This window comes from Luteimonas sp. TWI662 (genome assembly GCF_039673825.1).
GTDB lineage: Bacteria > Pseudomonadota > Gammaproteobacteria > Xanthomonadales > Xanthomonadaceae > Luteimonas.
Genome location: NZ_JBDJMI010000010.1, coordinates 45,539 through 58,615, shown reverse-complemented (window position 1 = coordinate 58,615; position 13,077 = coordinate 45,539). Strand labels below are relative to the sequence as shown.

At 71.4% G+C, this 13,077-nt stretch carries 10 protein-coding genes; 7 read left to right on the top strand and 3 right to left on the bottom strand.

Annotated elements, in window-relative coordinates:
* The first annotated feature begins 68 nt into the window (after positions 1-68).
* From ppx to ABE488_RS08935, 3 genes are all read left to right on the top strand, one after another.
* A complete protein-coding gene (gene ppx, locus ABE488_RS08945; protein ID WP_346447926.1) occupies positions 69-1,613 on the top strand; it encodes an exopolyphosphatase in 1,545 nt (514 codons plus the stop codon).
* A 115-nt stretch (positions 1,614-1,728) separates the two neighbouring features.
* Positions 1,729-2,907, top strand: a complete 1,179-nt coding sequence (locus ABE488_RS08940) for a glycosyltransferase family 1 protein (RefSeq protein WP_346447925.1) — start codon at positions 1,729-1,731, stop codon at positions 2,905-2,907.
* Positions 2,888-3,421, top strand: a complete 534-nt coding sequence (locus tag ABE488_RS08935; RefSeq protein WP_346447924.1) for a phosphatase PAP2 family protein — start codon at positions 2,888-2,890, stop codon at positions 3,419-3,421. Before ABE488_RS08940 ends, ABE488_RS08935 begins: the two co-directional genes overlap by 20 nt.
* Before the next feature lie 107 nt (positions 3,422-3,528).
* On the opposite strand, the gene creD is transcribed toward ABE488_RS08935, so the two are convergent.
* From creD to creB, 3 genes are all read right to left on the bottom strand, one after another.
* The gene (gene creD / locus ABE488_RS08930; protein ID WP_346447922.1) at positions 3,529-4,908 is read right to left on the bottom strand and encodes a cell envelope integrity protein CreD; all 1,380 of its coding nucleotides are present in this window, start codon (positions 4,906-4,908) and stop codon (positions 3,529-3,531) included.
* 78 nt (positions 4,909-4,986) lie between these two features.
* Positions 4,987-6,435, bottom strand: coding sequence for a two-component system sensor histidine kinase CreC (gene creC / locus ABE488_RS08925; protein ID WP_346447921.1), 1,449 nt, complete (start codon positions 6,433-6,435; stop codon positions 4,987-4,989).
* A 9-nt stretch (positions 6,436-6,444) separates the two neighbouring features.
* Positions 6,445-7,125, bottom strand: a complete 681-nt coding sequence (gene creB, locus ABE488_RS08920; RefSeq protein WP_346447920.1) for a two-component system response regulator CreB — start codon at positions 7,123-7,125, stop codon at positions 6,445-6,447.
* 68 nt (positions 7,126-7,193) lie between these two features.
* Here creB and rlmJ point away from each other — a divergent pair, with 68 nt between their 5' ends.
* The 4 genes from rlmJ to ABE488_RS08900 all read left to right on the top strand — a co-directional run bounded on the left by rlmJ (position 7,194) and on the right by ABE488_RS08900 (position 13,074).
* On the top strand, positions 7,194-8,051 hold the full coding sequence (gene rlmJ / locus ABE488_RS08915) for a 23S rRNA (adenine(2030)-N(6))-methyltransferase RlmJ (protein ID WP_346447919.1): 858 nt from the start codon (positions 7,194-7,196) through the stop codon (positions 8,049-8,051).
* A gap of 108 nt (positions 8,052-8,159) precedes the next feature.
* Positions 8,160-8,744, top strand: a complete 585-nt coding sequence (locus ABE488_RS08910) for a GNAT family N-acetyltransferase (protein WP_346447917.1) — start codon at positions 8,160-8,162, stop codon at positions 8,742-8,744.
* A 197-nt stretch (positions 8,745-8,941) separates the two neighbouring features.
* Positions 8,942-12,469, top strand: a complete 3,528-nt coding sequence (gene mfd, locus ABE488_RS08905) for a transcription-repair coupling factor (protein ID WP_346447915.1) — start codon at positions 8,942-8,944, stop codon at positions 12,467-12,469.
* A 14-nt stretch (positions 12,470-12,483) separates the two neighbouring features.
* The gene (locus tag ABE488_RS08900) at positions 12,484-13,074 is read left to right on the top strand and encodes an HD domain-containing phosphohydrolase (protein ID WP_346442198.1); all 591 of its coding nucleotides are present in this window, start codon (positions 12,484-12,486) and stop codon (positions 13,072-13,074) included.
* Positions 13,075-13,077 lie beyond the last annotated feature (3 nt).

The following is a 13,077-nucleotide window of genomic DNA, read 5'->3' as shown; positions in this document are numbered from 1 at the left end:
GCATGCTTTACCATGCGCACTTCCCACCGCCACGTGGCGCCGCGCGCGTCGCGCCACGCAGGACCGTGATGACCGGACAGGACACGCTCGCACTCGCCGATGCGCTGACGCCGCCGATCGAGGACGGCGACATGCTCGCCGCAATCGACCTGGGATCCAACAGCTTCCACATGATCGTCGCCCGCTACACGCTGGGCCAGTTGCGCGTGGTCGACCGGTTGCGCGAGACCGTGCGCCTGGCCGAAGGCCTGGACGCACGCGGCGGCCTGGACGCGGCTGTGCGCCAGCGTGCGTTGCAGTGCCTGTCGCGTTTCGGAGAGCGCATCCGCGACATCCCGCCGCAGCACGTGCGGGCGCTGGCCACGCACGCCGTGCGCCGGTTGGCCGCGCCGCAGGCCTTCCTGGTGCCGGCCGAGACCGCGCTGGGCCATGCGATCGAAATCATCGCAGGCCGCGAGGAGGCCCGCCTGATCTATTTGGGCGTCGCCCACGCGCAGCCGCCCAAGCCGGGCCACCGCCGGCTGGTGATCGACATCGGCGGCGGCTCGACCGAATGCATCATCGGCAGCGGCTTCAATGCGCTCGAGCGCGAGAGCCTGCAGGTGGGCTGCATCGCCAGCACGCGGCGCTTCTTCGCCAACGGCAAGCTGACCCGGCGCCGCTGGCGCGAGGCGCTGGCCGAAGTCGCCGCCGAGTTCCAGCAATTCGCCAGCACCTACCGCGCACTCGGCTGGCAGGAAGTCGTCGGCGCCTCGGGCACCAACAAGGCGATCGGCGAAATCTGCGCGGCGATGAAGCTGACCAAAGGCGCGGTGACCGCCAACGCGCTGCCGGTCGTGCGCGACCGGCTGCTGCAGGCCGGCCAGATCGATGCCATCGACCTGCCCGGGCTGTCGGAGGACCGTCGGCCGATCATCGCTGGCGGCGTGCTGGTGCTCGAGGCCGCGTTCGAGGTCCTGGGCATCGAGCGCATGCACGTCAGCAAGGCGGCGATGCGTGAGGGTGTGTTGCACGACATGCTCGGCCGCCGCGGCGAGGCCGACCCGCGCGAGACCTCGATCGAGGCGCTGGTGCAGCGCTACGGCATCGACGGCGCCCACGCGGCGCGGGTGGAGGCGACCGCGTTGCGGCTGTTCGACCAGGTCGCGCGCCCCTGGCAGCTCGACGGCGACGACCTGCGCATGCTGGCCTGGGCGGCACGTGTGCACGAGATCGGCCTGGTCATCGCACACAGTCAGTACCACGTCCACGGCGCCTACGTGCTGGCGCATTCGGACATCGCCGGCTTCTCGCGTCAGGAGCAGCAGTTCCTGGCCGCGCTGGTGCGCTGCCACCGCCGCAAGGTGCCCAAGTCGGCCTTCGACGCCCTGCCCGACCGCCTGCTGCGCCAGGCCCGCTACACCGCCACCCTGCTGCGGCTGGCGGTGCTGCTGCACCGCAGCCACGAGCCCGACGAGATCCCGCAGTTGCAAGCAAGCGTCTACGGCGACGCGCTGCGGCTGCAGGTTTCCCGCCACTGGCTCGATGCCCGGCCGCTGCTGCGCGTGGACCTGGAATGCGAACCCGAGGACCTCGGCGCGCTCGGCGTGAAGCTGGTGCTCGCCGCGGAGTGAACGCAGCGCGGGCTGGGGCGCCCGCCTGCTGCTGTCATCGTTCCGTCGCCGTGCGGTCATTGCACGGGCATGTCGCACCGCGATCATCGCGGCTGCCACGGCAGCGGACCGAACGATGCGCTACGCGATCGTCACCGACACCTACACGCCCGACCTCAACGGGGTGGCGCTGACCCTGCAGGCCTACGTCGCCGGCCTGCGCGCGCGCGGCCATGCGGTCGAGGTGATCCACCCCCGCCAGCCGGGCGAGCCGGCGGGCAGCGATGATGCTGCGCTGCGGGTCCGCGGCCTGCGAGTGCCGCGCTATCCGTCGCTGCGCGTCGGGCTGCCGATCCAGACCCGCCTGCAGGCGGCCTGGCGTGTGCAGCGCCCCGATGCGGTCTACGTCGCCACCGAAACCCTGCTCGGCGGCTCGGCGATCCGCGCCGCGCGCGCGCTCGGCATCCCGGTCGTCACCGCGCTGCACACCCGCTTCGACCTGTACATGGCCGACTACGGCCTGCGCGCGCTGGCACCGCTGGCGCTGGCGTGGATGCGGCGCTTCCACGGCGGCGCCGATGCCACGGTGGTCGCGACCCAGGCGCTCGCCACCTGGCTGCAGGCCCAGCGCATCGGCCATGCGGTCGTACTGTCGCGCGCGGTGGACTGCACACAGTTCGACCCGGCGCGGCGCGACCCGGCGCTGCGCGCGGCCTGGGGCCTCCCGCCAGGCGGATTGGCGGTGGTCCATGTGGGCCGGATCGCAGCCGAGAAGAACCTGCCGCTGGCGATCCACGCCTTCCGTCGGCTGCAGCAGCAGCGGCCGGATGCCCGGATGGTGCTGGTCGGCGACGGTCCGTTGCGCGAATCGCTCGCGCACGCCCATCCCGATCTCGTGTTCGCCGGCGCGCAGCGCGGCGACGCGCTCGGCCGGCATTTTGCCAGCGCCGACCTGTTCCTGTTCCCCAGTCGCAGCGAGACCTTCGGCAATGTCGTGCTCGAGGCCATGGCCAGCGGCGTGCCGCAGGTGGCCTTCGACCTGGGCGCGGCCTCCGAGCACCTGGTCGACGGCCTACACGGCGCCCGGATTACGGACGATGCACACGGCGACGCCGCCTTCGTCGCCGCAGCGCTGCGGCTGGCCCAGGACGATGCCGGCCGCGCGGCGATGGCCCGCGCCGGGCGCCGGGCGATGCAACGGCTGACGCCGGCCCAGGTCGCCGCCGACCTCGATGCGCTGCTGGCCGCGCCACGCGCGCGCGCCGCCTCTGTTCCCGTCCGACAGGTCGATCGCCATGCACACCGCGCCGCGTAGCCGCCTGTACCTCCACGACATGGGCTGGTGCCTGCGCGCCAACCGTGCCTGCACCCGTGTGTGGATCCGCCGTGGGTTCGCGACCGTCAGCCGGCTCGGCGACGGCGTGTTCTGGTACGCCTTGATGACTGCGCTGGTGGTGCTCGATGGCCTCGACGGCGCATTCGCGGCCGCGCACATGGCGGCCACCGGCGCGGTGGCCCTGCTGCTGTACCGCCGCCTGAAGCGCTGGACCAAGCGGCCGCGGCCGTTCGCGGCCGACGTACGCATCCGCGCCTGGGTCGCGCCGCTTGACGAGTTCAGCTTTCCGTCCGGCCATACCCTGCATGCGGTCGCATTCTCGACCGTCGCCATCGCGCACTACCCGGCGCTGGCCTGGTGGCTGGTGCCGTTCGCAGCCGCGGTCGCGGCCTCGCGTGTGGTGCTCGGCCTGCACTACCCCAGCGACGTACTCGCCGCGACCGCGATCGGCGGCGCACTGGGCGCCGCCGCGCTGTGGGTTGCCGGCTTCTGAGGGACCTTGGAGCGCGTCTGCCGCACCGACGCACCGCCCACTCACCGTTGAAAACGACGCAACCGCGGACCGAAGCCCGCGGCTGCGTCGCATGTCGCTGACGCGCGTCAGCGATCGGGCAGCGGCGGCGGCGTGGCAGTCGCCGTTGCTTCCGACAGGGCGTACCAGTCCACGCGCCGTGTCGTGAGCATGATCGCCGCCAGGATCGCGAACAGCAGGCCCGCTCCGAGCACCAGCGCGTTGTCCTCCGAGATCAGCAGGCCGTAGAGCGCGGCGTAGAGGATCGCCAGCATCCCGGCGAAACCGGCGCCCCAGGCGCGGCTGCGCAGCACCGCCGACAGATAAACGCCGATCAGGCCGATGCAGGCGATGCTGGCGGCCAGATACGACCAGCCGAACGCGATGCGCTCCGACAGGCCGACCAGCAACAGGAAGAAGATCGCCAGCGCCAGTCCGACCATCGCGTACTGGATCGGGTGGATGCGCAGTTGCCGCAGCATCTCGAACAGGAAGAACCCGGCGAAGGTCAGCAGGACGAACAGCACGCCGTACTTGCTGGCGCGATCGGCGCGCACGTAGGCATCGACCGGGTCGACCAGGGCGATGCCCAGCGCATCGATCCCCGCCTCGCCGTGTTCGCGCAGCATCGCCGCAGTATCGCGATCGGCGCGGGCGCCGTTGCGTACCTGCAGTTGCGCATCGCTGGCCAGCGAGGACACCGCCCACTCAGCGCGGAAGCCGTCCTGGCCGATCTCTCGCGTCGTGGGCAGGAAGCGGCCGTTGAACAGCGGATGGCGCCAGGGCGAATCGACCGCGACCCGGGTCTCGCCGGCCAGCGGCACCACCGCCAGCGCCTCGCTGCCCGACAGCGCCAGATCCAGCGTGGTGCGCAATTGCAGCCGGTCGCCGGCCGCGGGCGGCGCCAGCGCGGCATGCAGGCCCGAGCCCAGGTCGCCGCCGGCGCCTTGTGCCAATGCCACCTGCACATCGTCGAGCCGCAGTCGCGGCGTTCCGCGCAGGCCGCGCACGTCGGTGATGCCGTAGCTGATGTAAGGCCGGCCGATCCGGCGCGGCGCGACGGCATCGCGATCGTCGGGAATGCGCACATCGAAGCCGGCCCGCAACTGGCCTTCGAGCACGTACATGCGTACCTCGTGCAGCCCCAACCGTCGGGTGTAGGGCGCCATCGTCCCGGTCACGTCCGCCGTGCTCGGAAAAAAGATCCAGCGGTTCTCACGCTCGCGCTGCACGGTCCCGGTCGATCGCCCCTGGGCATCTTTCTCGTCCACCTCGACCGTCTCCACGTACGGCACCACCAGCACCGGTGTGGTCAGGGTCTGGCTCCCGGCCTCGCTGCGTGCGATCCGCTCGACCGCGTCGGCGCGGTAGCGCTGACGATCGAGGATCACGCCCCGGATCATCAACAACGGCAACAGGATCGCCAGGCTCAACCCGGCCACGATCACGATCTTCAACGCCAAGCGCATGACACCACTCCAAATCCGGGAACGTGGCGGCAGCGTGCCCGGGCGCGATGGGGCGACGATGGCGGCTGTGTGAAGTGGCTATGAAGTCGGGCGCGTCGCAGTATCGCGTGGCAACTCGACCACGGCCAGCGCACCGCCGCCGTCGCGATTGTCGAGTCCGGCACGGCCGCCGTGCAGCGCGGCGACCTCGGCGACGAAGGACAGGCCAAGGCCACTGCTGCGGCTGCCGCCACCGGGCCTGGGCAGCGAGTAGAACCGCTCGAACACGCGTGCCCGGGCGTAGTCGGGAATGCCCGGTCCGCGATCGCCGACCGTCACCCGGACCCCGATGTCCGACGGCGCCGCGGCGACTTCGACCGTGGCATCGTCCGGAGAGAAGTCGCAGGCGTTGTCGATCAGGTTGGCGATCATCTGCCGCAGCAGATAGGCATCCCCCGAGACCACCGCATCGCGGCAGGCCGGGTCGATCTTCAGCTGCACCGGCACCCGTCCCGGATCGGCCGCGAACGGCGCCACCGCGGCATCGAGCACATCGGCGAGCACGACGCGCTCGGGCCGCTCGATGCGTTGCCGATGCTCGACCGCCGCCAGCGCCAGCAGCTTGTCGATCGTCTGGGTCATGCGCTCGCTTTGCGTGCGCACGCTCGCCGCGAAACGCGCGCGGTCCTCGTCGGGCAGCGGCTGCTCGAGCAGTTCGGCGGCGCCGCGGATCGCAGACAACGGCGCCTTCAGCTCGTGGGTCAGGCTGTGCACGTAACGCTCGACGTACTGCTTGCCCTCGAGCCGCTCGCGCATCGTCTCCAGCGCCCGGCCCAGGTCTGCGAACTCGCCGGCGCTGCGCGGCAGCGACGCGCGCTCGCCGGCGGTGACCGCATCAGCATAGCGACGCAGCGCACCGAGCTGGCGCGACAGCCACCAGGCCGCGAGCAGACCGATCGCCAACGCCGCGCCCAGCAGCACGCCGCCCCAGCGCATGATCGTGGCCTGGCTGCGGGCGATGAACGGCGCGATGGTGCGGTTGGGCTTGGCCACCGTCAGCACGCCGACGATGCGGTTGCCGTCGCGGATGGGCGCGGCCACGTGCATGACCGAGCTCGCGTCGTCGTCCGGATCCAGACGGCTGGACCGGGCGCCGTAGCGGCCGCGCAGCGTCAGGTAGACATCGTTCCAGCGCGAATAGTCGCGTCCGACGTCGCGCCCGCTCGAATCGAACACCACGATGCCCGCGGCATCGGTGACATAGACCCGGTAGGCGACATCGGACTTGCGGAAGCCCCAGATCTCGGCGTCGACACGGCGCGCGGCCAGGGCGCGGATGCGCGCGGCGAACCGGCCGTCGTCGATGCGCCCGGCCAGGAAGTCGTCGGTCGCCAGCTCGGCGAGCACGCCGGCAGTGTCGGCCAGCGTGTCCTCCATGGCCTGGCGGACCCCTGGCTTGACCTCCTGGGTGAACACCCGCAGCAACAGCAGCGCGGCGATCGCGACGATCGCGAAGTATCCCAACAGGATCCGCAGCCCGATCCGCATGGCGCGCCGTCAGTCCACGTCCAGCGAGTACCCCAGCCCCCGATGCGTGCGCAGCGGATCGGCTTCGGGGGTGATCGCACGCAGCTTGGCGCGCAAGGTCTTGACGTGGGTATCGACGGTGCGGTCGCCGCTGTCGGGGGCGTCCTCCCAGACCCGGTCCATCAGCTGCGCGCGCGAGAGCACCGCGCCCGGACGCGCGAGCAACGCCGCCAGCAGGCCGTACTCGTAGCGGGTGAGCTCGAGCGGCTGGCCGCGGTAGCGGATGCGCAGCCCAGCACGGTCGTGCTCGAACGCGCCTGCACTGGCGACATCGCGGCCTTCGCTGGCCGCCACGCCGCGCCGCAGCGCCACCCGCACGCGGGCAACGAGCTCGCGCAGCGAGAACGGCTTGGCCATATAGTCTTCGGCGCCGAGTTCGAAGCCGAGCACGCGCTCGGCCTCTGCGGACTGCGCGGTCAGGAAGATCACCGGCAACAGCGACTGCCGACGCAGGTCCGCGCACAGGGCGAAGCCGCTGACGTCCGGCAGCCCGACATCCAGGATGGCCAGATCGAATGTCTGTGCGGCCGCCGCGGCCAGCGCCGTGCGGCCGTCGAGGCAATGCCGGATCTGGTGGCCCTCTGCGCGCAACGCGTAGGCGACGGTATCGGCGATGGCAGGCTCGTCCTCGACGAGCAGGATGCGGGACATGGCGCGGCGCGAATGGAAACCGCGCACAGCATACGGCGAGGCCCGTCGCGCGCCGCTACCCTATGTCGATGAACTACCGCCACGCCTTCCACGCCGGCAACCACGCCGACGTCCTCAAGCACGTCGTGTTGCTCGCGATCTGCGACGCGCTCGCCGTCAAGCCGGCGCCCTGCTTCGCGCTCGACACCCATGCCGGCGCCGGTCTCTATCGCTTGAGCGACGATCCCGCGCAGCGGACCGGCGAAGCGCAGGCGGGCATCGGCCGGCTGCTGGCCGCCCCCAGGGCGACACCCGCAATCGCGCGGTATCTGGACGCCGTCGCGGCCTGTCGCGCCGCCCACGGCGCCGATGCCTACCCCGGCTCGCCCTGGCTGCTCGCCCACGCCCTGCGCGCACAGGACCGGATCGCCTGCTGCGAGATCGAGCCCGGCGCATTGGCCGCGCTGCGCCAGGCGGTCGGCTGCGACCCGCGCGTGGCGGTGCATGCACGCGACGGCTACGAGGCCTGCCGCGCGCTGCTGCCGCCGCGGCACGGCGCGCAGAAGTTCGCCCGCGGCCTGGTGCTGATCGACCCGCCCTACGAAGCGCAGCGCGCGGAGTTCGACACCGCCCTGCTCGCCATGCGCGATGCGCTGTCGCGCTGGCCGCAGGCGGTCCAGGCATTGTGGTACCCGATCAAGCAGCGGCGCACGCTCGCCCCATTCCTGCGCGCAGCCGGCCGGCTGCAAAGCCGCTCGACGCTGGTGGTGGAGTTGCTGGTCCGCGGCGACGACTCGCCGTTGCGGATGAACGGCAGCGGGCTGCTGCTGGTCGACCCGCCGTGGGCGCTGGCCGATGCGCTCGCGCCGGCGCTCGAGGCCTTGCGCGACGCCCTGGGCGAGGCCGGTGCCGACACCCGCCTGCACTGGCTGCGCGAACCGGCCTGAACACTGCGCAGGATATGGCGGTGGCTGCGGCGGTTCGCGGCCTGCCTTCACGGTACCTGAATCGCGGAGTTGGGTATGGTCGGCCCCACCCTTCCAGCCCGACCTTCGATGACCGCACGCAACCGCCTCCCTCCCTGGCACGAGGAAATCCGTCTCGCGAACGGCCGCCAGGTGTTGATCCGGCCGATCCGTCCCGCCGATGCCGACCCGCTACGCGCGGCCTTCGCGCTGCTGGAACCCGACGAGGTCCGCCAGCGCTTTCTGTACGCCAAGAAGGAGCTCTCGCCCGAGACTGCGCTCCGGCTGACCCAGCCCAACCCCAAGTCGGAGTTCGTGCTGGTTGCCGCCGAGCCCATGACCCCGGGCGAGGCACTGGTCGGCGCGGTCGCGCGCGCCGCGATCCTGCCCGGCACCCGGCATGCCGAGTTCCACATCCTGGTCAGCCACTACGTTGCCGGGATGGGACTGGGGCGCCATTTGATGCGGCGCCTGGTGCGCTGGGCCAAGGGCAAGCGGCTGGACCGCCTGTACGGCGATGTGCTCGAAGAGAACGAGCCGATGCGCGCGCTGGCCAAGTCGCTCGGATTCCAGCAGACCGCGGGCGAGGCACCGGGCATGATCCGGGTCTCGCTGGATCTCAAGCGCTCGCCCGAGAGCGCAGCCCCCGAAGCGCCGCATCCGCCGCTGGGCTGAGGCCTGCCGAGGTTGGCGCGGCATCGCCGGGTCCCGGCGATGGCCCCCTCGCGCCGCACCGCGTGCCGCGCCCTGTCTCAGGGTGCGAGACCGCTTCGTTTAGACTGACAGGTTGATCGCGCCGGAAGCCCGACGGGCGTCCGGCGCTGTCGTCGTTTTGCCTCATTTCCGCCGCCGTGCCGCTTCCCGACGTTCCGATGCCCAACTCCCCTGCTTCCGCCACCGCCCCGCCGTTGCCCGGTGCCGGCCATCCCCGCGCCTGGTGGCGCGCGCCCGCCAGCCGCAGTGCGCTGGCCTGGGCGGTACTGCAAGCCGCCCGCGTACACGCCGGGCCGCTGCTGCTGGTCGCGCGCGACAACCACGGCGCCCATCAGCTCGAACACGACCTGCGCACGCTCGGCGGCGACGACCCGGCGTTGCCGGTGGTGCCATTCCCGGACTGGGAGACGCTGCCCTTCGACCGCTTCAGCCCGCATCCGGACATCGTCTCCCAGCGCCTGGCCGCACTGCACCGCCTGCCTGGGCTGACACGGGGCATCGTCGTGGTGCCGGTACAGACGCTGATGCAGCGGCTGGCGCCGGTCAAGCACATCGCTGGAAGCAGCTTCGACCTCGCCGTCGGCCAGACCCTCGATCTCGACGCCGAAAAACGTCGCCTGGAAAGCGCCGGCTACGCCCATGTCCCGCAGGTCCACGACCCGGGCGACTTCGCCGTGCGCGGCGGGCTGCTCGACGTGTTCCCGATGGGCGCCAGCCAGCCGTACCGGGTCGAGCTGTTCGACGACGCGATCGAGACGATCCGCGCCTTCGACCCCGAGTCGCAGCGGTCGCTGGAGAAGATCGACGCCCTACGCATGCTGCCCGGCCGCGAGGTGCCGCTGGACGAAGCGTCGCTGGCACGCGCGATGGACGCGCTGCGCGAGCGCTTCGACATCGACACCCGGCGCAGCGGGCTGTACCAGGATCTCAAGGCCGGTGCGGCACCGGCGGGCATCGAGTACTACCTGCCGCTGTTCTTCGACGCGCCCCGGCGCGCCCTGGCCGAACGCGGCGCTCCCGCGCCGAGCACGGCCACGCTGTTCGACTATCTGCCCGCGAACGCGCTGCCGGTGCTCGATGTCGGGGTGTCCGCGGCCAGCGACCAGTTCCAGGCGCAGATCGACCATCGCTACGACCAGTTGCGCCACGACATCGAGCGTCCGCTGCTGCCGCCGGCCGAACTGTGGCTGGCGCCCGACGCGCTGCGCGAACGCCTCAACCAGGGCACCCGGATCGAGCTGTGCGACGCCACGCACCCGCGCCGCGACCAGGCCGCCGCGCTCGGCGAGCAGCCGGCCCCCGAGCTGCCGCTGGCCGCCCGCGACCAGGCCCCGGCCCAGGCGCTCAAGACCTTCCTGGGCCATTACCCCGGGCGCGTGCTGATCGCGGCCGATTCGGCCGGCCGCCGCGAAGCGCTGCTGGAGGTGCTGCAGGCCGCCGAACTGCGCCCGACGGTGTTGGCGGACTTCGATGCGTTCGTCGACGACGCTGCGCGCTTCGCGATCGCAGTGGCGCCGCTCGACGACGGCTTCGCGCTCGATGCCCCGCAGATGACGGTGCTCACCGAACGCCAGTTGTTCCCCGAGCGCGCCGCGCAGCCGCGCAGTCGACGCCGGGCCGGGCGCGATCCCGAGACCATCATCCGCGATCTGGGCGAGCTCAGCGAGGGCGCGCCGATCGTGCACGAGGACCACGGCGTCGGGCGCTACCGCGGCCTGGTCGTACTCGAAGCCGGCGGCCAGCCGGGCGAGTACCTGGACATCGAGTACGCCAAGGGCGACCGGCTGTACGTGCCGGTGTCGCAGCTGCACCTGGTCAACCGCTATTCGGGCGCATCGCCGGAGACCGCGCCGCTGCATTCGCTCGGCGGCGAGGCCTGGACCCGCGCCAAGAAGAAGGCCGCCGACAAGGTCCGCGATGTCGCCGCCGAGCTGCTGGAGATCCAGGCCAAGCGCCAGGCGCGGGCCGGACTGGCGCTGGAGGTCGACCGGTCGATGTACGAGCCGTTCGCCGCCGCGTTCCCGTTCGAGGAAACGCCCGACCAGCACGCCGCGATCGAGGCGATGATCCGCGATCTGGGCAGCAGCCAGCCGATGGACCGCGTGGTCTGCGGCGACGTCGGCTTCGGCAAGACCGAGGTCGCCGTGCGTGCGGCCTTCGTCGCCGCGGCCGCCGGCAAGCAGGTCGCAGTGCTGGTGCCGACCACGCTGCTGGCCGAGCAGCACTACCGCACGATGGCCGACCGCTTCGCCGACTGGCCGCTGCGCGTGGAGGTGCTTTCGCGCTTCAAGAGCACCAAGGAGATCAAGGCCGAGCTCGAGAAGCTCGCCCGCGGCGAGATCGACGTCATCGTCGGCACCCATCGCCTGCTGCAGCCGGACGTGAAGTTCAAGGACCTGGGGCTGGTGATCGTCGATGAGGAGCAGCGCTTCGGCGTGCGCCAGAAGGAGGCGCTCAAGGCGCTGCGCGCCAATGTGCACCTGCTGACCCTCACCGCGACCCCGATCCCGCGCACGCTCAACATGGCGATGGCCGGCCTGCGCGACCTGTCGATCATCGCCACGCCGCCTGCGCACCGGCTGGCGGTGCAGACCTTCGTCGTGCCCTGGGACGATGCCCAGTTGCGCGAGGCGTTCCAGCGCGAGCTCAGCCGCGGCGGGCAGGTCTACTTCCTGCACAACGATGTCGAGAGCATCGGCCGCATGCAGCGCCAGTTGCAGGAGCTGGTGCCCGACGCGCGCATCGGCATCGCCCACGGCCAGATGCCCGAGCGCGAACTGGAGCGGGTCATGCTCGATTTCCACAAGCAGCGCTTCAACGTGCTGCTGTGCTCGACGATCATCGAGTCGGGCATCGACATCCCCAACGCCAACACGATCATCATCAACCGCGCCGACAAGTTCGGCCTGGCCCAGCTGCACCAGCTGCGCGGCCGTGTCGGCCGCTCGCATCACCGCGCCTACGCCTACCTGGTCACGCCCGACCTGCGCAGCATCACCAGCGACGCGCGCAAGCGTCTGGAGGCGATCGCCTCGATGGACGAACTCGGCGCCGGCTTCACGCTGTCCACTCACGACCTGGAGATCCGCGGCGCCGGCGAACTGCTGGGCGAAGGCCAGAGCGGACAGATGGCCGAGGTCGGCTTCAGCCTATACACCGAACTGCTCGAACGGGCGGTGCGCAGCATCAAGCAGGGCAAGCTGCCCGACGTCGACGAAGCCGATGCGCGTGGCGCAGAGGTCGAACTGCACGTCCCGGCGCTGATTCCCGAAGACTACCTGCCCGACGTGCACACCCGCCTGATGCTCTACAAGCGTATCAGCGGCGCGCGCGACGCCGAGCGGCTGCGCGAGCTGCAGGTGGAGATGATCGACCGTTTCGGTCTGCTCCCCGACGCCGCCAAGCACCTGTTCCAGGTCGCCGATCTCAAGCTGCAGGCCACCGCGCTGGGGATCCGCAAGCTCGACCTGGGCGAGGGCGGCGGACGCGTGCAGTTCGTCGACAAGCCCAAGGTCGACCCGCTGGCGGTGATCGGACTGGTGCAGGGGCAGCCGCAGCGCTACCGTATGGACGGGCCGGACAAGCTGCGCGTCATGCTCGACCTGCCCGATGCCGAGTCGCGGATCAAGACCGCGCGCGGCCTGCTGATCGCCCTCGCCCCGTCCTCGTCATCGCCCGTCCGCTGATGCCCTCCACCGCCATGCATGTCGACCGCGCGCCCGACGACCTCGTCGCCTCGCTGCATGTGCTGACGGTGGCATTGCACGAGCGCGACACCTACACCCATGGCCACTGCGACCGCGTCGGGCGACTGACCAGCGCCCTGGCCCGCCGCCTCGGTCTGTCGCACGCGCGCCGGCATGCGCTGGTGCTGGCCGCGCGGTTCCATGACATTGGCAAGATCGGCATTCCCGACGACGTGCTGCTGCACCCGCATCGGCTGGACCCGGAGCGACTGGCGATCATGCGCACCCATTCGGCACGCGGCGCGCGGGTGTTCGTCGCGACCGGTCGCCAGGACGCCCACGAGGTCGCGCGGATCATCCGCCACCACCACGAGGCGGTCGACGGCAGCGGCTATCCCGATGGGCTGATCGGTGAAGCGATCCCGCTCGAGGCGCGCATGCTGGCAGTCGTCGACAGCTACGACGCGATGACCAGCGACCGCCCCTACCGCCCCGCCCTGGGCGTCGACCAGACGCTGGCGCGGCTCCGGGCCGATGCCGCCCGCAGGCTCGACCCCGATCTGGTGGACGCCTTCATCGGCGTCCTGCACACCAGCCCGCGCTGACGC